A 20185-nucleotide genomic window follows, 5' to 3' on the forward strand; every position below is an offset into this window, starting at 1 on the left:
CCACCACAGGCAACCACCAGGACCCCAGCACCCTGACCAGCCACAACCAGGATGAAACAACCCCATTGGGGCGCTTGGGGCTCAGGACTCGCGCAGGTGGGCTTCGATGCGGTCCACCTTGGCCTCGAGCTGGTCGGTGAAGCCGGGGCGGATGTCCGCTTTCAGCACCAGGCCGACCCGCGCCGAGCCTTCGCCCGCCGCCTCGACCGCGCGCTTCACGACGTCCATCACCTCGTCCCACTCGCCTTCGATGTTCGTGAACATCGCGTTGGTCGAGTTGGGCAGGCCCGATTCCCGGACCACCTTGACGGCGCGGGCGACGGCCTCGCTCACCCCGCCGTCGGGCTCTCCCCCGGACGGGCTCACGCTGAACGCGACGATCATGCTCGGAAGTCCCTTCTTCGGTGTTCTTTCCGCCGGTCGTGCGACACCCGCCGGTACCCGCTGGTAACTTCGCGTGTCATGAACCGTCCGCTGCCGTTCGACCCGATCGCCCGTGCGGCACAGCTCTGGGAGGCCCGGATCGGGCCCGCCGGCACCATGGCCGCGGTCACCGGCGTGATGCGCGTCCAGCAGATCATCCAGTCCGCGGTGGACGGCGCGCTCAAGCCGCACGGCCTGACCTTCGCCCGGTACGAAGCACTGGTGCTGCTCACCTTCGCCCGCAGCGCCAGCCTGCCGATGCGGGTGATGGGCGAACGGCTCCAGCTGCACCCCACCAGTGTCACCAACATAGTCGACCGGCTGGAGCGCGACGGGCTCGTCAAGCGCGTCCCGCACCCGACGGACCGGCGCACGACGCTCGTCGAGATCACCGACGAAGGCCGCAAGCGCCGCGAGACCGCGACGGCCGCGGTGACGGAGATCGACTTCGGCCTCAACGGGCTGACCGACCGGCAGACCGAACAGCTCACCGACCTGCTGACGAAGGTCCGCCGCGCCGCCGGCGACTTCACCGAATAAGCGGAAAGGCCCGCGCTCGTCGAGCGCGGGCCTTTCTCATGCACCGGGATCAGGCGGCGACGGGTTCCTGCGCCTGGAACAGGCCGACACCGCCGTGGGACAGCCGCTGCGGGCCGTCGAGCTTGCCGTTGCGCAGCGCCCACTTCTCGAACAGCCACGTGAACAGCGGCGGGATGCCGGCGAGCAGCGCGAGGACCAGCGTCTTCGGGCGCCAGCCGAGCGGCTTCGCCACGGACAGGGAGACGACCACGTAGAGGACGAAGATCACGCCGTGCACCATGCCGATGACGGGCACGCCGCCCTCGCCGGAGGAGTGGACGACGTACTTGAGGAACATCCCGACAAGCAGTGCCGCCCAGGAAAGGGCTTCGGCGACTGCGGCCACGCGGAAAACTAGAGCGGCCTTGCTGGACACTTCTTCCTCCTGTGGGGTCTCACCACGTTCGAACACACGAAAACGCCCGACACACCGTCCAAGGCGGACTTGCCTTGTACGTCAACGGCGCTGTCGGACGTGTTGGTACCAGTGTGAGGCGTGACGGCCCTCACGGGAACACCGGGGCCCGTGACCCTGCTCACGACCGTGGTCCATTGTGGTCTGGACCACGGCCGTGAGCGTCCTTTGTCTACTCCGCGCAGGGCGAAACCGGGGCGGACGCGGGTGACGTCCCCCACGTCGCCGTGGCGGCGTCGGCGGTCAGGCGGAAGTCGAGCGTCGCGCCCCGCTTCAGCTGGTCCACGTTGACGTACACGCGGTCACTGGCGCGCGACTCGACCTTGAGGCCCGAGACGTACTGCAGCTCCGAGCCGTCCGCGCCGGGCGCCTTGATCGTGACGTCGCGCCCGTTCTCCAGGTGCAGCACGGACTTGGCGAACCGCGGCGCGTTCAGCACGAAGTTCCCGGTACCCGGGACAGCGGGATAAAGACCAAGGGCGCTGAAGACGTACCAGGCCGACATGGTGCCGAGGTCGTCGTTCCCGGTGACGCCGTTGGGCGCGTTGGTGAACAGCGTGTGCGCGGCCCGCACGACCGCCGACGTCTTCGCCGGCTGCCCGGTGAGCGCGTACATCCACGGCGAGTGCAGGTCGGGCTCGTTGTTCGGGTTGTAGCGGAACTGGTCGTAGTAGTCGTACGGGCCGACGACCCAGTTCTCGCGCACCGCCGTCGCCGGGTTCTTCAGCAGCTCGTCGTAGGCGAAGAAGTCGTCGAGGCGCTTGCCGGTGGCCGCCGGGCCGCCCATGCGGTCGACGAGCCCGGGGACGTCCTGCTGGACGAGCCACTGGTACTGCCAGGCCGTGCCCTCGTGGAAGCCGTCCTGGCTCTGCGGGCTGTAGGGCTTGTCGGCGGGCGAGAACCAGTCGCCGCCGAGGACCTTCGGCCGGAAGAAGCCGGTGAAGCCGCGGTCGGTCTGCGTTTCGTCCCACAGCGTCCGGTAGGTCCGGCCCTTCTCCTCGAGCGCGGCGGCGTCGTCCTTCTTGCCGAGCGCGGCCGCCATGACCGACAGCGAACAGTCACCGAGCGCGTACTCCAAGGTGGCCGACGCGCCGTGGTTCGGGTCGGTGTCCTGCCCCTTCTTGGGGAAGTTCGGGTCGTACTGGACGAACCCGTCCGCCTGGTAGCTGGCGTTGCCGGAGCGGCCCTGGAACGGCGACGACGCGGGCGGGATCTCCCGCGAGTTCTGCAGGAGCGCCTGGTAGGCGTGCGCTTCCTCGCCCGACAGCGCGCCGAACCGCCAGAGGTCCACCAGGAACGGCGTGACCGGGTCGCCGGTCATCGTGTTCGTCTCCTGGCTCGCGTACGCCCACCGCGGCAGCCAGCCGCCCTGGTCGTGGATGGCGAGGATGCTCTTGGCGATGTCCTTGGCGCGGCTGGGCCGCAGCAGCGCCAGGAGCTGGTTCTGGGAGCGGTAGGTGTCCCACAGCGAGAAGAAGTCGTAGTAGGTCCAGCCGACCGCGCGGTGGATCTTCTTGTCGAAGCCGTAGTAGCGGCCGTCGGCGTCGTTCGCCGTCAGCGGCTGCAGCAACGCGTGGTAGAGCGAGGTGTAGAACACCGTGCGGTCGTCGGTCGAGCCGCCCTTGATGTCCACAGTGGACAACTCGTGGCGCCAGGTGCGCTGGACCGCGTCCTTGGCCGCGTCGAACGACCGGATCTTCTCCGCCGCCAGGTTGACCCGCGCGCCCTGCGCGTCCACCTGGGAGATCGCGGTGGTCGCGGTGACCTGCCCGCCACCCGCGAACGTCAGCCACGCGCCGCGCAGGCCCGCGCCGCCCTTCGACTCGCGGCTGCCCGGGGTGCCGCCGTCCGGCGACCACGTGCCCGAGGACTTGAACGGCTTGTCGAACTTCGTCGTGAAGTACGTCGTGTAGGCCTTGCCGCCGCAGAACGCCTGCGACTCCACGGTTCCTTCGACGGTCCGGTCGTCGACGACCCGGATGCTGCTGCCCGTCACCGGTTCCTTGTCGTTGGCCTGCCCGACGTTGACGAAGACGTTGGCGTCACCGGGTTTCGTGAAGGTGTACCGCTCGACGCCGGCGCGGGTCGCCGCGGTCGTCTCGACGTCGACGCCGCCGTAGCCGGTCAGGTGGACCTTGTAGTAGCCGGGCTTGCCGATCTCGCCGTCGTGGGTGAACGGCGCCGCGTAGAGCTTCTGGTCGAAAGTGGACGCTTTCGTCGTGTCGAACGCCTTGCCGGGGCCGACTTCCCCGGTCGTCGGCAGCGTCGAGACGAGACCGCCCTGTTCCCAGCAGCCCGCGCCGGACAGGAAGAAGTGCCCGAAGCCGCGGATCGCGGTGTCGGTGTAGCGGTAGCCGGCGTAGTGCGAGGTGATCGGGCTGACCTGCGTCATCCCGAACGGCGCCGAGGCGCCCGGGAAGGTGTTGCCCTCGTCCTGCGTGCCGATGAACGTGTTGACGGCGTCGAGGGCGTCGCCACCCGAAGCTTCCGCGACGACGGGACTCACCCCCGTCGCCACCACGGCGAGCGCCAGCGCGCCCGCCAGGACCTTGCTCTTCACCGATCTTCCTCCTGCCAACGATGTCATCCCCGAGGACACCTTCGGCAACGCCCGACGAACCGGTCAAGAGGGCGGTGAATACCTGTCTCGTTCCGGACAGCCGTCAGCCCGCGAGCGCGAAGGCCGTCACCCGCACCGTCCCCGCGGCCCCGGTCCGCCGCGCTTCGACCACCAGCTCGGTCAGCGCGGCACCCGCGGTGACGGTGACCTCGTGCCGGCCCACCTCGACGGTGGCCGCCACTTCCCCGTCCACCAGCACCCGGGCCTCGCCCGCGGTGTCCGCCACGACGTCCAGGACGACCAGGACCTCGCCGGGCCGGGTGAGCAGCCGGACCAGCGGCGCCCACTCGGTGGCTTCCGTACCGGGCCACTCCTGCGGCCGCGCGGGCTGGAACGCCGTCACCGGCGCCGGGGCGCGGGCGGCGGCGAACGTCGTGGTGCGGCGCGTGCTTTCGAGCACGCGAAGCCGCCGCTGGATCTCCCGCAGCACCGAAACCAGCGTGTCGGGCTGGTTGACGCGGCTCACGAAGGCGCCAGCAGGGGCGCGACGGTCAGCACGACCTCTTCCTGCCCGGCGTCGTCGCCGGGGGTCACCGCCAAGCCGAGCAGCCGGACGGTCACGTCGAGCTGGTCGCCGGCGAAGAACGGGTCGTCGACGACCACCCGCACGTCGTCGCCGACCGAGTACGAGCCCACGACGGGATCGAGGTCGGCGCGCACGGTCAGCTCGGGCAGCACGACCGGCCGCCGCCGGGCGGCGAGCTCCCCGGCGACGTGCGCGGTCAGCATCGCCGCGTCCGCCGTGTCCACCGGAGCGGCCGCCGCTTCCAGCAACGGCCAGCCGGCGTCGTGCGCGGCCGGATCGGCCCGCACGACCACGCCGCCGGTACCGGTCCCCAGCACGCGCGTGGCCATGTTCGCCGCGTCGCTCGGCCAGACGAAGTCGACCAGGTTCGCGCCGTACTCCCAGACGTAGGCGTCCGCCCCGGCCGCGGACCCCAGCCGGGGGTAGCCGAGGTTCAGCAGGCGTTCGGGAATTCCGCCGGCGTCGTAGCGGACGTCGAAGGCGAAGTCGAGACCGTCGTCGGTGTTGGCCAGGTCGCGCAGGACCTCACCGGCCACCTTGAGGTCGGCGGGCGCGTAGCTCAGCGCGCGGGTCACCCCCGAGGTGGCCGGCCCGGTCACGCGCACGGCCAGGTCACCGTCCACATGGGACTGCACGAGACCGGCCAGCCGGCGGGCGACGCCGAGCTGGTCGCCGCCGAGCGGAACGGTCGCCGTGAGGTCCGCCGGATCGAGCACGAGCCGGTGGTCGAAGTAGGAAAGGAAGTCGGCGGCGCCGAGCTCCAGCACCCCGCCGGCCGCGCTGTAGCGGCTGGTCCAGACGATGCCGCCCCAGAGGAGGTCGCCGTCCCGGTCGACGTAGAGGGCGCAGCGCCCGGGTTCGGCGAGCACCCGGGGTTCGCGGAGGCGGATTTCGGGGTCGTCGACCCGCAGGCGGCCGCGGAACGAGCCGGCGTCGTTGAGCTTCTTGTCGAAGGAGACCCCGGACAACGGCAGCTCGTCGAGGATCGTGCCGGTCCGCAGATCGGCGATGAGGTAGGTGTAGGTCGCGCCCATCCGGTTCGCCTAGTCGAAGATCGTCGAGTTCGGGAAGGACAGTCCGTCCAGGGAAAGCCAGCTGGGATACGTGACCGGCGACGCGGTGGACGAGTACAGGACCACCTTTCCTTCGGTGGACACCTCCACTCGAAAAGCCGCACCGCCCCCCATGGCGATGAGCACCGCCTGCGCCGCGGGCACGCTGACCGGAGTCGCGGGCCCGGCCGCGGGCAGCGCGGCGATCTGGATCGATGTGGCCGTGATGGTGCCATCCGGCCGCTTGAGCATGCCCCGCAAGTGCACCCAGCCGTCCTCACCGACCAGGCAGCCCGGTGGGTGGTAGGACACCCCGCCGGCGGTGTACGGCGACCAGCCGGAGCTCAGCTGCAGCGACTGCCACCGGTTGCGGGGCTGCTTGAACCGTTGCCAGCCGCCCGCGCGGAAGACCTGCAACTCCCCGGAGTCCAGCCGGTAGGCGAACTGGCCCGGGCTCGCCTGGGCCACCGTCGGCAGTTCGGCGGCCGCCCGGACCGGCAGGATGCCGCCCGCGGCGGCGGTGAACCGGCGGAGATCGGTGATCGCCGGCTGCTGCCCCGGTTTGACCGAGATCTGGGCCAGGGGCAGGTAAGTGGTCGAAAGCGCCGGCGGCACCGGGCTGCTCGCCGGCTCACCCACGTGGAGATTCACCGAGAAACCGTCGTCGGCGACCTCGGCCGCCACCAGGTCGATCCTCGCCAGCGACGCGTGCGCGGCCGGGAGCGGCAACGTCTGCACGGCTTCGAGGGTGACCACGTACGGCCCGCTCGCCGGGTTCGCGGAATCGGCGACCACCGCCTGGAACGGCTGCACGGTCACGGTGTTCGAGCTCGCCGTCACCTGTCCCGGGTTCGCCCCCGCCGGGCGCACCCCCGGCCGCACGCGCACCGCGTCCAGGGCGTCGCCCGCGCCTTCACCCTGGAGGAATACGGCGTTGGCGAGCCGCGCTTCGCTCGCCTGGACGCCGTCCACCCAGACCGGTTTCCGTTCCACCATGGTTCTCCGTCCCCCTCTAGATCCAGGCGTCGTGCCAGCTCGCGGTGAGCGTGGCGGACGCGGTTTCGTCGAACGCGCCGAAGGTGACCGTGGTGGCCCCCGGTTTCAGCCCGAACCAGCGTGATCCGGGGACCAGGGCGGCCCGGCGGGACGCCTGGTTGTAGGTCACCGTCCGGGCCGCGGTGTCGACGGTCAGCTCGTCCCCTTCGACCAGGGAAAGCGAAAACTCGAGCCGGTCCCCCGTGGCGGTGTTCCGGAGCACCGGCCGCACGCAGGGGCCGGTGATCGTCCACAGTGGCCACGCCGTCGCCGTACCCTGGTTGACCAGCACGAGCCGGCCGTCCGAGGGATCGCCGAACCGGACCGGGAACCGCACGGGGAACACGACGCCGGGCCCCGGCCGCGGGAGCCCGCAGGTCAGCTGGTGCCGATCTCCGTAGCGGAGCGGGTCGGGGGCGGTGACCTGCACCGACCAGTCGAAGCTCACCGGCGTCGTGTCCACGATCTTGATCGCCGACGACAGCCGCACCTGGGCACTCCGGCGTACCGTGCGCTCGGCGACCACGAGCGGCGTCAACCGGGAGCCGTCCGCGAGCAGGGCGGCCAGGCGGTCCTTGGCCCGCTCACGGGCCGGCCCGTCCGGCGCGATCGCCGTCCCCTCCAGGGTGATCACCCGCGCCGACCGGAACGAAGGCGCGTCGAAGCCGCCGTCGCGCTGCGGTCGGTCGGACAGCTCCAGCCGCACCCCCGGGCCGCCGGACCAGCCGTCCTCCTTGGTCACCCACCATTCGACGCCGTCCGGGTCGATCGTGTTGCCCGCCCAGCCGTCCACTTCGTACACCGGCAGCACCAGGGTCACCGCTTCGCCGCCCATGCCACCTCCCTGGCCGCGATGCGCCCGATCTCGTACTCCGACTGCCCGGCGCGGGGGTGCACGTTCACCGTGACCGCGCCGGCGGCGGCCGCCGGAGCCGCGCGGGCCAGCGGGCCGGTCACGTGGGCGGCCAGGCTGGTGCGCAGGGTGGCGAGCGCGGGGGCGATGGTCGCCGACTTGGGCAGCGGCACCAGCTTCGTCATCGCCTCGGCCACCCGGTCGCGAGTGGAGTCGATGCCGGTGGTGAGCCCGGCGCCGATGTCGGTGCCGATCCGCGCCATCACCCGCGACGGCGAGCTGATCCCGAGCGCCTTCCGGATCGGGCCGGGGATCTTGTCGATCACGGAGTTCTGCAGCGTCGAGACGATGCTGCCCGCCATGTCGCGGATGCCGTTGAGGAAACCGTCGATCAGCGACCGGCCGGTGTCGTAGAGCGTCCGGCCCAGGTTGCCGAGCGCCTTGACGATCTGGCCCGGCAGCCCCTTCACGAATCCGACGATGCCGGACAGCGCGCCGCTCACCGCCGTCTTCGCCTGGTCGAACGCGCCCTTGACGATGCCGGCCACCTTGTCGACGCCCTTGACCGTGGCGACCACGGTGTTCACCGCGCCGGTGACGACCTTCTTCACCGCGCTCCACACCGTTTCGGCCACCTTGCGGGCCGCGCCGAAGTAGGTGCTCACGTAGTCGCGGACCAGTTTGGCCGCGACCTGGACCACTTTGGACACCGCCGGCCAGACCGCGTTGATGATCTCGCGGACCTTGCCCATCGCGGCGGTCACGACCGACCGCACCGCGGCGAAGGCCGCGTTGACGATGTTCCGGAACGTCGTACTCCGCTGGTAGGCGAGGATCAGCGCCCCGACGAGCAAGGTGATGATCGTGACGACGAACCCGATCGGGTTGGCCCGGAACGCGTCGCCGAGCCCTTTCACGGCGGTCTTGAAGATCACGGTGATGGCCGTCGCGGCCTTCTGGATGTTCGAGAAGGTGAACGTCGACTTGGCGAAGTCGAGCACGGCCTTCGCGCCCTGCACCGCCCCTTGGCGCACGGCGTTGAAGCCCTGGATCAGGTTCGTCTTCATGGCGGTCGCGAGGTCCCGCACCATGCCGGGCACGCCGGCGATCATCTGCTTCAGGTCGCGGCCGAGCTTCGCCGCCTCCGTCGCGCTGTCGCGCAGGCCGGTCCGGACGTCCCGGATGGACGCCGGCAGCTGCTTGACCGCGGCGCTCGTCTCCTTGAGCTGCTTGGCGCTGTCCCGGATCGCGACCGACGTGGTCTTGACCGCGTCCGTGTAGCCGACGACGTCGGTGACGGCCTGGGTGACCGCCGGGTGCGTTGCCTTGAAGCTCGTCGTCATCTCGGCGAGCTCTTTGTCGACACGCTCGGCGAACTTCGTGGATATCTTGTTCGCGGCGCCGGCGACGGCGTCGGTGATCGACTTCTGGATGGCGGCCACCAAGGCGTTCGTCTGCGCCTGCGCGCCCGCGACGGCGGAAGTTGCTTCGGGCATCAGTCACCTCCTCGTGCGGGCGCGCCGAAGAACGCGGCGATCTCGGCCGGGGTGGCCGCGGGGTCCGGCTCCGGTTCGGCGCCGGGCCGGGGCACCGGCCGCGGGCGCGGTGGCGGATCGGCCTGCTCGCCGGAGTTCGCCGTGACGAACAGCCAGTTGCCGACGGCCAGCTCGTCGACGGCGCCGGCGAGCAGGTGCTCGGTCAGGCCCCACTCGGCCGCGTCCCCGTGCAGCGCGCGCACCAGCGCGGACTCCCGGGGCAGGTGGCGGATGAGCACCCGCAGCCGCCGCGGCGAGAGCCGGCCGCGGTAGTAGTCGAGCAGGTCGACCCGGTAGAACCGGAGCAGGTCGGCTTCGACGGCCTCGCCGTGCTCGTTCAGGAGCGCGTCGAGGCCGAGGATTCCCCCAGCGCCATACCGGTGTCGCGACCGTAGGCCTCCAGCAGCGCCTGGACGTCCTGGACGCTGAGCGAGTGGTCGTCCAGCCGCTTGAACTGCTCGTCGCCGAGCAGGACCTGCAGCAGACCGTCCAGATCGGACGGATCGAGCGCCGCCAGCTTGCTCACCGCGTCCCTCGGCAGCTCGGTCGGCAGGCTGAAGGTATCGCCGTCGAGCTCGAACTCCCAACGCTCCCCCAGCGCTTCCAGGCGCTGCGCCCGCGCGGCGTTGACGTCGTACTTCGCCATGTGGTGCGTTCCCCCGTTACTCGGACGTCCCGGCGGCCGCGGCGGCCGCCTCGCTGATGGACCACCGCGCCAGCGGCTCCGACGCGCTGTTGATCGGCGTCATCGCCGTGAACGTCACGCCCAGCTTGATCGCCGACGTCCGCGTGATCGCGGTTTCGTCGGTCTCGGTGACCACGCCGCGCGGGATGTAGAAGCGGTTCTTGACGTCCCCGTCGGAGAATTCGATGCCGAGCGCGCGCTCTTCGACCTTCGGCGCGGCGGCGATGTCGTACACGCCGGCCGCCGTCGGCGCGGGCGAGCTGAAGAAGAACTGCAGGGTGTCGCTGTTGATCTGCAGCAGCGAGAACTTCACCGAGAAGTCGCGATCGCTGAAGACGTACCGGATCGCGGCGACCGACTGCCACGTGTCCACCGGGTCGAGCTTGTCCTTCTTGACGAACTTGACCCCGTCCGCGGTCGTGTAGCCGAGGTCGGTCCACGGCGACTCCCACTTCTTGGTGAAGTCCGCCGGGGGCGACGTGTGCGCCGGCGCCACGTAGACGGCCCCGGTTCCCGCGACCCGGATCTCGCTGGCGTTCAGTCCTGGCATGGACAGCCCTCCCACTGCAGCACCCGGCCCGCTCAGGCCGGTCTGGATTGGACCCGCGCGACGAACCGGTACCGCATGACGTACCGGTTCGCGTCGGAATGCCTTCGGTCGAGCACGAAGCACGGCCCTTGGAGCTCGGTCACGTCGGAGAACACCGTGCCGCCGCCGGGTTCGGCGAGCAGCCACAGGACGCCCCGCACGGCGAGCGCGACGGCCTGCGCGTCGGTCTTGCCGGGTCCGTAGGAGTCCAGCCGCACTTCCGCGTTGTCGAGCCGGTCGTCGTCGAGGTAGACGCCGCCGAGCCGGGTGAGCACGACGGCGCGCTGGGTGCCGTCGAAGCCCGGCGGGACCGACGATCCCACCGGGACGCCGGACAGCTCGGGCCGGGCGCGGAGGAACTCCGCGACAGCCTGCTCGACGTCCGGGAACACCAACGGTTCCGGTGAAACCGGCACGCGCGACCCCACCTCCCCACTCCCCTTGGGCCGGACCAACGTAACGCAGAGATCATCGCGAGTAAGGGGCCGAACGGGCGACGGCAGTGGCCGGATCCGGACATGGGAACGGCCCCCTCCCGTGCGGGAGGGGGCCGTCGTCTTCGTGGGTCAGGCGCCGATGCCGATGGCGAACACGTGGAGTGCGCCGCCGCTGACGTTGCCCGGCAGCGTCACGCTGGCAACGGTCTTGCCCGCGGCCAACGTGATCGGGTTGGTGCCGAACACCATCGTGCGGATCTGCTGCGGGTCGCCGCCCGAAGCGTTGCGGTACGGCGTGGACAGCACGATCCGGTTGCCGAACGCCGGCTGGGCGCCGCCGCCACCGAGGGTCCAGTCGGAGAACCCGATGGTGGCCGTGGACGTCGTGCCGTCGGTGTAGGTGATCGTCAGCGTGCCGGACGCGTTGCCGTTGGACGCCGAGCCGAGCAGCGCGAGCCGGCCCGAGCCACTCACGTTGACCGTCTGACCACCGGCGACCACGTTGTCCGGGTCGCCCGCCGGGAACGACGGCCAGGTGAACTTGATGCCGTCACTGGTGACCGTCCCGCCCGGGGTGGCGCCGGCCGCGGCCAGCGCGTCGGCCGAGTAGCTCCAGCCGCCGCCGTCGAAGTTGGCCGCGCCCGAGTTCGAATCCGGGGAGATGCCGGCGTTGTTCACTGTGGCCAGCCAGCTGTTCGGCTGCGCCACGAGCACCGTCAGGACGGCTTGCGAGGACGCGACTCCGGGCGCGGTGAACGTCACCGGGATGCGCCGCGCGCCGTCGGCCAGGCCGGCCGGGACGCTGACCGTGAGCTCGGCCTGGGCCTTGCCCGCGGCGGGCACCGCGATGCTGCCCGTCGCCGGGGTCAGCGTGATCCCGTCGACGCTGCCCGCGTTGTAGGTCCAGGTCCGGGCGACGCCGGAGAGGTCCTGGACACCCACGGACGCCTGGGACGTCGACCCCGCGGGCGTCACCGCGCGGGCCGGGTCCACAAAGGACAGGCTCGGCTTCTCCTGCTCGCGGAACGACGGCGGCGCGTCGGCCGTCGCGCTGCCCCACGAGGTCGCCGTGGCGGACCGGGTGTAGTCGAGCGTGCCACCGCTGGAGATCAGCGCCTCCGGCAGCCACGCCTTCGCCGCCGCGCCGCCGTTGACCTTGAGGCTGCCCACGTAGTCGCCGGTGCCCGGCGCGTTGATCGTGATCTTCTTGCCCGCGCCGGTGGTGAGCACGGCGTGCTCGAAGCGCGGGGTGACGAGCAGCGTCTCGGCGCGGCCCGGGATCTCCGGGTAGATGCCGAGCGCCGACCAGACGTACCAGGCCGACATCTGGCCGAGGTCGTCGTTGCCGATCAGGCCTTCGGGACGCGGGTTGTACAGCTCGTCCATCGAGCGGTGCACGATCCCCTGGGTCTTGGCCGGCGCGCCCGCGTACGAATACACGTACGGCGCGTTGGAGTTCGGCTCGTTGCCCATGAAGGCGTACGGCTCCTGCGTGCCCGCGTTCAGCTGGGTGAAGAAGGTGTCCAACCGGGACTGCGTCGCGGTGTTCCCGCCGAACGCCGTCACGACGCCGCCGAGGTCGTAGGGCACCATCCACTCGTACTGCGCGCCGTTGCCCTCGACCCAGCCCTGCGAGCTGGCGGGGTCGTAGGTGCCGGCGAACGAGCCGTCGGCGTTGCGCGGCTGCAGGTGCCCGGTACCCGGGTTGTAGAGGTTCTGCCAGTTCTGCGCGCGCTTCATGAACGTCGTGTACGTCGCGCTGTCGCCGAGCCGCTTCGCGAACTGGGCGATGGAGAAGTCGGCGCTGGTGTATTCGAGGGTGTCCGCGCCGGCGCCCGGCACGTACCCGAGCTTCTGGTAGTCGTCCAGGCCCGGCCGCTCGGTGTAGCCCTGGGTCGGCTGGGTGGCGCCCTTGATCATGAGCAGCAACGCCTTCTGGGCGTCGAAGTCACGGGCCCCGAACGCGTACGCGCTGGAGACGATGATGTGGTAAGGGTCGCCGTTCATGACGCCGGTGTAGTCGTTGGCGACCGTCCAGCGGTCCCACGACCCACCCTGCTCGGCGTAGGCCATCATCGACCGGACGATGTCGGACGTCTCGTGCGGCGCGATCGTCGCCAGCAACGGGATTTCCGAGCGGTAGATGTCCCAGCCGGAGAAGTTGGTGTACATCGCGTGGCCCTTGTCGGCCGTGTGGATCCGGCCGTCGAAGCCGATGTACTGCCCGTTGACGTCGGAGAAGACGTTCGGCTGGATCAGCGAGTGGTACAGCGAGGTGTAGAACGTCGTCAGGTCGGCGTCCGAGCCGCCGGTGACGGCGATCTTGCCCAGCTGCGCGTTCCACGCCTTGCGCGCGCCCGCCGCGACGGTGTCGAAGGACTTGCCGGTGTTCTCGGCCTTCAAGTTGGCCTTCGCGCCGTCGACGGACACAAAGGACAGTCCGACCTGGACGTTCACCTGGGCGCCGTTGAGGTTGGCGAAGGTGACGTACCCGCCGCTGCCCGGGCCGGACACGGTGGTGTTCTGCTGCTTGGCCGTGGTGGTGCGCGCGATCGACGCGTTCACGCCGTTGGGCTGCGCCACCTTCGCCTTGGCGCCACCGGTTTCCGCGGCCTTGTTCGGCGTGACGGCCCCGTTCTTCCAGGTGCCGATGGACGCGAACGGCGTGTCGAACTTGGCCGAGAAGTAGACGCGGTAGCTGTTCTGCGCCCCGCAGAAGCGGCCGCTCGTGGCCCAGCCGCTGATGGTGTCCTTGCCGATGGTGATCGACGCGTCGTCGGTGCCGTTGACCGAGCCGGAGGTGTTGACCAGCAGCGTCGAGGACGCGCCGGCCGGGTAGGTCAGCCGCGCGGAACCGGTGCGCTGGGTGGCGCTCAGCTCGACCTTCGCTCCACTGTCGAGGGTGACGTCGTAGGCGCCCGCGGTCGCGTGTTCGTTGGCGTGCGAGAACTTCGACGTGTAGTGCGCGGGGTCGGTGGCCGGGGAAGTCGTCACTTCACCGACATAAGGGATGAACGGGATGTCCTCATAGGTCGAACAGCCCGCGCCCGAAAGGTGCGTCAGGCTGAAGCCGGTGAGGGCGTTGTCGTCGTAGAAGTACCCGCCCGGCTGGGATTTCACCGTGTCCGGGCTCCACTGGACCATGCCGAACGGCGCGACCGCACCCGGGAACGTGTTGCCGGCACCGCCCCCGGTGCCGTGGTCGGCGCCACCCGGACGGGTGCCGACGAAGGGGTTGACCCACTTCGCGAAATCCGTGGTCGTGGCCGCCGCGGCGGGGACAGCGGGAGCCACCGCTGCCGTCACCGCCAGTGTCAAAAAGGTCAAACCGGCTCTTAAGCGCAATCGCGCCATGGCCATCGCCTTTCACCTCGTCAGCGCGACCAGAAACGGTGGGATGACAACCTTGTCGCGCAGTCGGTCGAACCGGGTCACCTTGGGCAGCGGCTCACCGGATCGTCAAGAGGTCTCGTCAAGACCTGTCCACTTCAGGACACCATGATCAGCCGTCTGCCCTACGACGTCGGTAGCCGAATCGGCACAATCCACGCACAGACCGTTGACAACCCACTGGCCTGTGGCGTTCAATCCCGTGCACTATGACAACGTTGTCTCCTCCCGGCCGGGACCGGGACGGTGCCCCGCGCACCGCGAGCAGACGCGCCACCATGAGCGACGTGGCGCGGCTCGCGGGCGTGAGCATCAAGACCGTCTCGCGCGTGGTCAACGACGAACCGGCGGTGCACCCGGACACCGCCGAGCGGGTGATGGCGGCCATCGAGCAGCTGGGGTTCCGGCGCAACCTGGGCGCGCGCAACCTGCGCCGCGGGTCGACGACCGGCACCATCGGGCTGATCGTCGAGGACGTCGGCAACCCCTTCTATTCCGAGCTGAACCGCGCGGTGGAACGCATCGCGACGTCGTTCGGCCGCCAGGTGCTCACCGGCTCGTCCGAGGAGAACTCCGACCGCGAGCGCGAGCTCGTGCTGGAGTTCTGCGCGCGGCGGGTGGACGGCATCCTCGTCGTCCCGGCCGGCCTGCAGCACGGCTACCTGGTGCCGGAGATGCGCGCGGGCACGCCGGTGGTGTTCATCGACCGGCCGGCCGGCGACATCGTGGCCGACACCGTGCTGGTCGACAACCTCGGCGGCACCATCGAGGCGGTCACCCACCTGGCGAAGCACGGCCACCGGCGGATCGCGTTCCTCGGCGACAGCCCCGACATCTTCACCGCGGCCGAGCGCCTGCGCGGGTTCCGCGAGGGGTGCGTCCGCAACGGCATCTCCTACGACGAGTCGCTGGTCTCCATGCGGACGCCGACGCAGGAGGGCATCGGCGACGCCGTGAAGCGGCTGCTGCACGGCCCGGACGCGGCCACCGCCGTGATCGCGGGCAACAACCGGGTCGCCGTGCACCTGCTGCGCGCGCTGGCCCACGCCGAGTACCGCCCGGCGATGGTCGGCTTCGACGACTTCGAGCTGGCGGACCTGCTCGACCCGCCGGTCACCGTCGTCGCGCACGACGTGAGCGCGCTCGGCCACGCCGCGGCCGAGCTGCTCTTCGCGCGCGTCCAAGGAGATCAGTCCCCGCCCAGAAAGGTAGTCCTGCCCGTGCATCTCGTCGCCCGCGGTTCCGGTGAGGTCGCCCCGTGACCCTCGAACCCATCCGGCTCCCGGCCAACCAGCCGCCGCAGTTCTACCGCGGGGGCGACGCCATCGCGGCGCTGCGCGGCGCGTCGAGCAACACTCCAGGCAAGAAGTTCGGCCCCGAGGACTGGGTCGCCTCGGCGACCACCATGTTCGGCCAGGACACCAACGGCCTGACCCGGCTCCCGGACGGCGCCTGGCTGCGCGACGCCGTCGTGGCGAACCCGAACGGCTGGCTCGGCGCGAAGCACGTCGAGGCGCTCGGGACGTCGACCGGGCTGCTGGTCAAGCTGCTCGACGCGGGCCAGCGGCTGCCCGTGCACTTCCACCCGGACGACGCGTTCGCGAAGCAGCACTTCGACTCGCACTTCGGCAAGACCGAGGCGTGGATCGTGGTCGGCACGTACGGCGACGACCCGCGCGTGTACCCGGGCTTCAAGGAGACGCTGGCGAAGGACACCGTCTCCGAGTGGACGCGGGAGCAGGACGTGCCGTCGATGCTGGGCGCGCTGAACAGCGTCCCGGTGACCGCCGGCGACACCGTCTACATCCCGGCCGGCCTGCCGCACGCGATCGGCGAAGGCGTCTTCGTCGTCGAACTGCAGCAGCCGACGGACTTCTCCCTGACGATCGAGTGGCGGGACTTCCTCGCGTCCCCGGAGAAGGGTCACCTCGGGATCGGCTTCGACACCGCGATCCAGGCGCTGGACACGTCCGGCTGGGACCCCGAGCGCCTCGAGACGATCATCAAGCGCACGGCGGGCGATCACGCGTCCACTGTGGACCTGCTGGCCGGCGGATCGGAGCGGTTCTTCCGAGCCGAGCAGCTTCGCACGGACAAGGTGACAACGTTGTCACTCGACCCGTCGTTCGCGGTGCTCGTCGTCCTCGAGGGGGAAGGCACCCTTCGCACCGAGCACGGCGGCGAGCACGCGCTGGCGAAGGGCGACACCTACGTCGTCCCGTTCGACGCCGGCCAGACCGAGCTGTCCGGCACGGCGACGGTGATCCGCTGCCGGCCGCCGGCGCCGGAAGAGAGGCACGGATGAGCGAAATCCTCCTGGACGCGGTCGAGCTGACCAAGCACTACGGATCCGTCGAAGCCCTGCGCGGCGCGTCGTTCCAGGCGCGCGCGGGCGAGGTGACGGCGCTGATCGGCGACAACGGCGCCGGCAAGTCCACCCTGGTCAAGTGCCTCTCCGGCGCGGAGCAGCCGACGTCGGGGAAGATCCTCCTCGACGGCAAGCCGGTGCACTTCGACTCGCCGACGACGGCGCGGCGGCTGGGCATCGAGACCGTGTACCAGGACCTGGCCGTCGCCCCCGAGCTGGACCCGGCGGCCAACCTCTTCCTCGGCCGCGAGATCCACCGCAAGGGCATCCTCGGCAAGCTCGGCATGCTCGACAAGGCCGAGATGCGGCGCCAGGCCGTCGAGGAGTTCCAACGCCTCGGCGTGACGCTGCAGAGCACCGACGTCCCGATCGGCTCGCTGTCCGGCGGGCAGCGGCAGAGCGTCGCGGTCGCGCGGTCGGTCGTGTGGGCGTCGAAGGTCGTGTTCATGGACGAGCCGACCGCGGCGCTGGGCGTCGTGCAGCGCGAGCGCGTGCTCGACGTCATCAAGAAGGTGCGCGACAAGGGCATCGCCGTCGTGCTGATCAGCCACAACATGCCCGAGGTGCTGTCGGTCGCCGACCGCGTCGAGGTGCTGCGGCTCGGCAAGCGCGTCGCCCGGTTCACCGGGCCGGACACGAAACTCGAAGACCTCGTCGCCGCGATGACCGGCGCACTCGTGCAGGAGGAGGCCGCGTGACCGTGTCGACCCCGGCTCAGAAGGACATCCAGGAGTCGCCGGAAGCAGGCTTCGGCAAGCGCCCGCTGGGCAAGCGCCTGGTGGAGGCCAACACGTTCTGGATCGGCCTGGTCCTGCTGCTCCTGATCGTGATGTTCAGCGTGATCGCCCCGGACACCTTCCCGACGCTGTTCACCTTCCAGACGCTGTTCATCGAGTCCTCGGTCCTGCTGATCCTGTCGGTCGGCATGACGTTCGTGATCATCACCTCGGGCATCGACCTCTCGGTCGGCTCGGTGCTGATCCTCTCCGGCATGGTCGGGGGCAAGACGATGGAGGCGCTGTCCGGCGGCGACGCGTCGAAGGCGGGCTGGGGCGTGATCGTCGTCGGGCTCGTCGTCGCCGTGGTCACCGGCACGATCTGGGGCCTGATCAACGGCGCTCTCGTCGCACTGGCGAAGCTCCCGCCGTTGATCGTCACCCTCGGCACGATGGGGGCGGCGCTGGCCACGGCGTACCTGCTCAACGGCGGTTCGGACCTGCGTACCGTGCCGGCCGCGCTCACCCAGACCCTCGGCTACGGCACCTCCTTCGGCGTGGTGCCCAACCTGGTGATCGTCGCGATCGTGATCACCGTGATCGGGGCCTGGCTGCTGCGGACGACGAAGTTCGGCCGGTACACGTTCGCGGTGGGCTCCAACGCCGAGGGCGCGCGGCGGGTCGGCATCGGCGTCACCGCGCACCTGCTGAAGGTCTACACGCTCACCGGTTTCCTGGCCGGGATCGCCGGGTTCCTGTCGCTGGCCTACTACAACTCGACCACCATCTCCGGGCACACCACCGACAACCTCAACGCCATCGCCGCGGTCGTGATGGGCGGGACCAGCCTGTTCGGCGGGGTCGGCACGATCCTGGGCACGGTGATCGGGGTCTTCATCCCGGCGGTGCTGCGCAAGGGCTTCAACATCATCCACGTCCAGGACTTCTGGCAGATGTTCATCGTCAGCTGGGTCCTGGTCGCCGCGGTCTGGTTCGACCAGCGCCGCCGCCGTCGCCGCAACTCCCGCTGAACCCCCACAAGTACAGTCCCCCAAGTACAACGAGGTGCTTATGAAACTGACCAAGACCCTCACCGCCATGGGTGCCGTGGTCTCCGCCGCCGCCCTGCTCACCGCCTGTGGCTCCGGCACGGTCGGGCAAACCGGGTCCGGTGACTCGGCCCAGCCGGTCGGCGGCAAGAAGCTGGCGCTGATCCCGGGTGTGCAGGCCGAGCCGTTCTACATCTCGCTGCAGTGTGGCGCGGAGGCCGAGGCGAAGAAGCTCGGCTACGAGCTGACCACGCAGGCGCCGCAGAAGTTCGACGCGCCCCTGCAGACCCAGCTGGTCAACGCCCTCGGCTCGAACCCGCCGGCGGCGCTGCTCATCGCCCCCACCGACGACACCGCGATGCTGGCTCCGATCCAGCAGGTGAAGGCCCGCGGCTCGAAGATCGTCGAGGTCGACACCGCGCTGAAGGACACCGGCGTGGCCGTGTCGTCGATCTCGTCGGACAACGCCGCCGGCGGCAAGCTCGCCGCCCAGACGATGGCGAAGCTGGCCGCCGGCAAGAGCGGCTCGGTGCTGGTCCTCGACACGATCGCCGGCACGTCCACGACCGCCGCGCGCGCGAAGGGCTTCGAGGACGAGCTGAAGAACACCCCGAACCTGAAGTCGATCGGCATCCAGTTCACCCAGAACGAGCCGGAGCAGGCCGCGGCCAAGGTGACGGCGGCCCTGTCGTCCACGCCGGACCTCATCGGCGTCTTCGCGACCAACCTCAACACCGGTGAGGGCGCGGCGACCGGCCTGCGCAACGCGGGCAAGGTCGGCGCGGTCAACCTGATCGGCTTCGACGCCAGCCCGTCGGAGGTCGAGGGCCTGAAGAACGGCCAGTACCAGGCGCTCATCGCCCAGGACCCGGCCTCGATCGGCACCCAGGGCGTCCAGCAGGCCGTCGCGGCCATCGAGGGCAAGCCGGTGACGCGGAACCTCACCGCGGAACTGCACTCGATCACCAAGGCGGACATGGACGCCAACTCGCAGTACTTCTACAAGCAGTCCTGCTGACCTGTCCGTCAGATCCCTGCGGGTGGTGTGCGCACCGCCCGCAGGGTTCTGACCAGGTGTTTCACCGCCGGTGATCGGTCACCGCCGGTCACCGCGGCGGGAGCACCGCTCACCGCACGAGCCGTTCCCCCGCCCGGGTGTCCCCCGTCACACTCATCTGCACATGCATTTACACATGCATGATCGCAGGGAGGGTGCGATGAACTACGAGCGGCCGGCCATCCACCGGACGATCTTCGCCGTGGACGTCGAGGGCTACGGCGATCAGCGCAGGACCACACCGGACCGCCTGGCGATGCGCGAAGGGCTTTACCGCGCGCTCGGCCGGGCGTTCGACGACGCGGGCGTCCCCTGGGCGGCCTGCCGGAGCGACGACTGCGGGGACGGCGTCTTCGTCCTCGCCCCGCCGCAGATCCCGAAGGGGCTCTTCGTCGAGTTCTTGCCCAACGCGCTCGCCGTGGCGCTGCACCGGCACAACCTGACCCACCACGCCGGCGCCCGGATCCGGCTCCGGATGGCGCTGCACGCGGGTGAAGTCGCCTTCGACGACCACGGCGTGACCGCCCCGGCGATCAACCACGCGTTCCGGCTCCTGGACGCGGCGCCGCTGAAGAAGGCGCTCAAGGCGTCGCCCGGCGTGCTGGGGCTGATCACGTCGTCGTGGTTCTTCGAGGAGGTCGTCCGGCACAGCGACGGCCTCGACCCGACGACGTTCCGGCCGGTGCCGGTCGCGGTCAAGGAGACCCGGACGACCGGCTGGATCGCGCTGCCCGACCGGCCGTACCCGGCGAACACGAGCCTGCTCGGCGACGTCACGGCGCTGGACGACTACCGGACCTGGCGCCGCTTCCGCCGCCACGCCCAGGTGCTGGCCGACCGGGAGGGCCCCGCGTAG

20 protein-coding genes are annotated in these 20185 nt (G+C 70.3%); 7 read left to right on the forward strand and 13 right to left on the reverse strand.

Annotated features, from left to right (window positions below; translation table 11 throughout):
- Positions 1-81 precede the first annotated feature (81 nt).
- Complete coding sequence (locus ABFJ78_RS48010; RefSeq protein WP_436394237.1) at positions 82-384, reverse strand: thiamine-binding protein; 303 nt, start codon at positions 382-384, stop codon at positions 82-84.
- A gap of 78 nt (positions 385-462) precedes the next feature.
- Between ABFJ78_RS48010 and ABFJ78_RS48015 the strand changes: the two genes are divergently transcribed.
- Complete coding sequence (locus ABFJ78_RS48015) at positions 463-963, forward strand: MarR family winged helix-turn-helix transcriptional regulator (RefSeq protein ID WP_436394238.1); 501 nt, start codon at positions 463-465, stop codon at positions 961-963.
- Between the two features lie 49 nt (positions 964-1012).
- Here the strand turns inward: ABFJ78_RS48015 and ABFJ78_RS48020 are convergent, their stop codons facing one another.
- The 12 genes from ABFJ78_RS48020 to ABFJ78_RS48075 form a co-directional block, all read right to left on the reverse strand.
- Positions 1013-1378: a DUF3817 domain-containing protein gene (locus ABFJ78_RS48020; protein ID WP_436394240.1), complete on the reverse strand. Its 366-nt coding sequence runs from the start codon at positions 1376-1378 to the stop codon at positions 1013-1015.
- Between the two features lie 211 nt (positions 1379-1589).
- A complete protein-coding gene (locus tag ABFJ78_RS48025) occupies positions 1590-4004 on the reverse strand; it encodes a GH92 family glycosyl hydrolase (RefSeq protein ID WP_436394242.1) in 2415 nt (804 codons plus the stop codon).
- A gap of 76 nt (positions 4005-4080) precedes the next feature.
- The gene (locus tag ABFJ78_RS48030; RefSeq protein WP_436394244.1) at positions 4081-4503 is read right to left on the reverse strand and encodes a hypothetical protein; all 423 of its coding nucleotides are present in this window, start codon (positions 4501-4503) and stop codon (positions 4081-4083) included.
- The gene (locus ABFJ78_RS48035; protein ID WP_436394245.1) at positions 4500-5597 is read right to left on the reverse strand and encodes a hypothetical protein; all 1098 of its coding nucleotides are present in this window, start codon (positions 5595-5597) and stop codon (positions 4500-4502) included. The genes ABFJ78_RS48030 and ABFJ78_RS48035 overlap by 4 nt, the downstream gene beginning before the upstream one ends.
- Before the next feature lie 9 nt (positions 5598-5606).
- Positions 5607-6611, reverse strand: coding sequence for a hypothetical protein (locus ABFJ78_RS48040; protein ID WP_436394247.1), 1005 nt, complete (start codon positions 6609-6611; stop codon positions 5607-5609).
- 16 nt (positions 6612-6627) lie between these two features.
- Positions 6628-7485, reverse strand: coding sequence for a phage distal tail protein (locus ABFJ78_RS48045; RefSeq protein ID WP_436394248.1), 858 nt, complete (start codon positions 7483-7485; stop codon positions 6628-6630).
- Positions 7467-8999, reverse strand: a complete 1533-nt coding sequence (locus tag ABFJ78_RS48050) for a phage tail protein (RefSeq protein WP_436394250.1) — start codon at positions 8997-8999, stop codon at positions 7467-7469. Before ABFJ78_RS48050 ends, ABFJ78_RS48045 begins: the two co-directional genes overlap by 19 nt.
- Positions 8999-9277, reverse strand: a complete 279-nt coding sequence (locus tag ABFJ78_RS48055; RefSeq protein ID WP_436394252.1) for a hypothetical protein — start codon at positions 9275-9277, stop codon at positions 8999-9001. The genes ABFJ78_RS48050 and ABFJ78_RS48055 overlap by 1 nt, the downstream gene beginning before the upstream one ends.
- Before the next feature lie 98 nt (positions 9278-9375).
- A complete protein-coding gene (locus tag ABFJ78_RS48060; protein WP_360468459.1) occupies positions 9376-9684 on the reverse strand; it encodes a hypothetical protein in 309 nt (102 codons plus the stop codon).
- Positions 9685-9700: 16 nt separating this feature from the next.
- Positions 9701-10273, reverse strand: coding sequence for a phage tail protein (locus tag ABFJ78_RS48065; protein ID WP_436394253.1), 573 nt, complete (start codon positions 10271-10273; stop codon positions 9701-9703).
- A gap of 32 nt (positions 10274-10305) precedes the next feature.
- Positions 10306-10728, reverse strand: a complete 423-nt coding sequence (locus tag ABFJ78_RS48070; RefSeq protein ID WP_436394254.1) for a hypothetical protein — start codon at positions 10726-10728, stop codon at positions 10306-10308.
- Positions 10729-10878: 150 nt separating this feature from the next.
- Positions 10879-14109: a GH92 family glycosyl hydrolase gene (locus tag ABFJ78_RS48075; protein ID WP_436394256.1), complete on the reverse strand. Its 3231-nt coding sequence runs from the start codon at positions 14107-14109 to the stop codon at positions 10879-10881.
- A 308-nt stretch (positions 14110-14417) separates the two neighbouring features.
- Here ABFJ78_RS48075 and ABFJ78_RS48080 point away from each other — a divergent pair, with 308 nt between their 5' ends.
- The 6 genes from ABFJ78_RS48080 to ABFJ78_RS48105 all read left to right on the forward strand — a co-directional run bounded on the left by ABFJ78_RS48080 (position 14418) and on the right by ABFJ78_RS48105 (position 20185).
- On the forward strand, positions 14418-15401 hold the full coding sequence (locus tag ABFJ78_RS48080; RefSeq protein ID WP_086673103.1) for a LacI family DNA-binding transcriptional regulator: 984 nt from the start codon (positions 14418-14420) through the stop codon (positions 15399-15401).
- Entirely contained in the window at positions 15398-16444 is a 1047-nt protein-coding gene (locus tag ABFJ78_RS48085; RefSeq protein WP_436394258.1) for a class I mannose-6-phosphate isomerase, read from the forward strand. Before ABFJ78_RS48080 ends, ABFJ78_RS48085 begins: the two co-directional genes overlap by 4 nt.
- A complete protein-coding gene (locus tag ABFJ78_RS48090; protein ID WP_436394260.1) occupies positions 16441-17205 on the forward strand; it encodes an ATP-binding cassette domain-containing protein in 765 nt (254 codons plus the stop codon). Before ABFJ78_RS48085 ends, ABFJ78_RS48090 begins: the two co-directional genes overlap by 4 nt.
- Positions 17202-18254, forward strand: a complete 1053-nt coding sequence (locus ABFJ78_RS48095) for an ABC transporter permease (RefSeq protein ID WP_436394262.1) — start codon at positions 17202-17204, stop codon at positions 18252-18254. The genes ABFJ78_RS48090 and ABFJ78_RS48095 overlap by 4 nt, the downstream gene beginning before the upstream one ends.
- A gap of 40 nt (positions 18255-18294) precedes the next feature.
- Positions 18295-19290 (forward strand): ABC transporter substrate-binding protein, encoded by a 996-nt coding sequence (locus ABFJ78_RS48100; protein ID WP_436394264.1) that lies wholly within the window; start codon positions 18295-18297, stop codon positions 19288-19290.
- 199 nt (positions 19291-19489) lie between these two features.
- Complete coding sequence (locus ABFJ78_RS48105; RefSeq protein ID WP_436394265.1) at positions 19490-20185, forward strand: hypothetical protein; 696 nt, start codon at positions 19490-19492, stop codon at positions 20183-20185.

Origin of the sequence: Amycolatopsis sp. MEPSY49, from assembly GCF_051337345.1 — a bacterium.
Classification (GTDB): domain Bacteria; phylum Actinomycetota; class Actinomycetes; order Mycobacteriales; family Pseudonocardiaceae; genus Amycolatopsis.

Bases quoted from the DNA above. Each gene is read 5' to 3' on its own strand.
- ABFJ78_RS48010 (WP_436394237.1), bottom strand. From the start codon at position 384: ATGATCGTCGCGTTCAGCGTGAGCCCGTCCGGGGGAGAGCCCGACGGC.
- ABFJ78_RS48015 (WP_436394238.1), top strand. From the start codon at position 463: ATGAACCGTCCGCTGCCGTTCGACCCGATCGCCCGTGCGGCACAGCTC.
- ABFJ78_RS48025 (WP_436394242.1), bottom strand. From the start codon at position 4,004: ATGACATCGTTGGCAGGAGGAAGATCGGTGAAGAGCAAGGTCCTGGCG.
- ABFJ78_RS48035 (WP_436394245.1), bottom strand. From the start codon at position 5,597: ATGGGCGCGACCTACACCTACCTCATCGCCGATCTGCGGACCGGCACG.
- ABFJ78_RS48040 (WP_436394247.1), bottom strand. From the start codon at position 6,611: ATGGTGGAACGGAAACCGGTCTGGGTGGACGGCGTCCAGGCGAGCGAA.
- ABFJ78_RS48045 (WP_436394248.1), bottom strand. From the start codon at position 7,485: ATGGGCGGCGAAGCGGTGACCCTGGTGCTGCCGGTGTACGAAGTGGAC.
- ABFJ78_RS48050 (WP_436394250.1), bottom strand. From the start codon at position 8,999: ATGCCCGAAGCAACTTCCGCCGTCGCGGGCGCGCAGGCGCAGACGAAC.
- ABFJ78_RS48060 (WP_360468459.1), bottom strand. From the start codon at position 9,684: ATGGCGAAGTACGACGTCAACGCCGCGCGGGCGCAGCGCCTGGAAGCG.
- ABFJ78_RS48065 (WP_436394253.1), bottom strand. From the start codon at position 10,273: ATGCCAGGACTGAACGCCAGCGAGATCCGGGTCGCGGGAACCGGGGCC.
- ABFJ78_RS48075 (WP_436394256.1), bottom strand. From the start codon at position 14,109: ATGGCCATGGCGCGATTGCGCTTAAGAGCCGGTTTGACCTTTTTGACA.
- ABFJ78_RS48080 (WP_086673103.1), top strand. From the start codon at position 14,418: ATGAGCGACGTGGCGCGGCTCGCGGGCGTGAGCATCAAGACCGTCTCG.
- ABFJ78_RS48090 (WP_436394260.1), top strand. From the start codon at position 16,441: ATGAGCGAAATCCTCCTGGACGCGGTCGAGCTGACCAAGCACTACGGA.
- ABFJ78_RS48100 (WP_436394264.1), top strand. From the start codon at position 18,295: ATGAAACTGACCAAGACCCTCACCGCCATGGGTGCCGTGGTCTCCGCC.
- ABFJ78_RS48105 (WP_436394265.1), top strand. From the start codon at position 19,490: ATGAACTACGAGCGGCCGGCCATCCACCGGACGATCTTCGCCGTGGAC.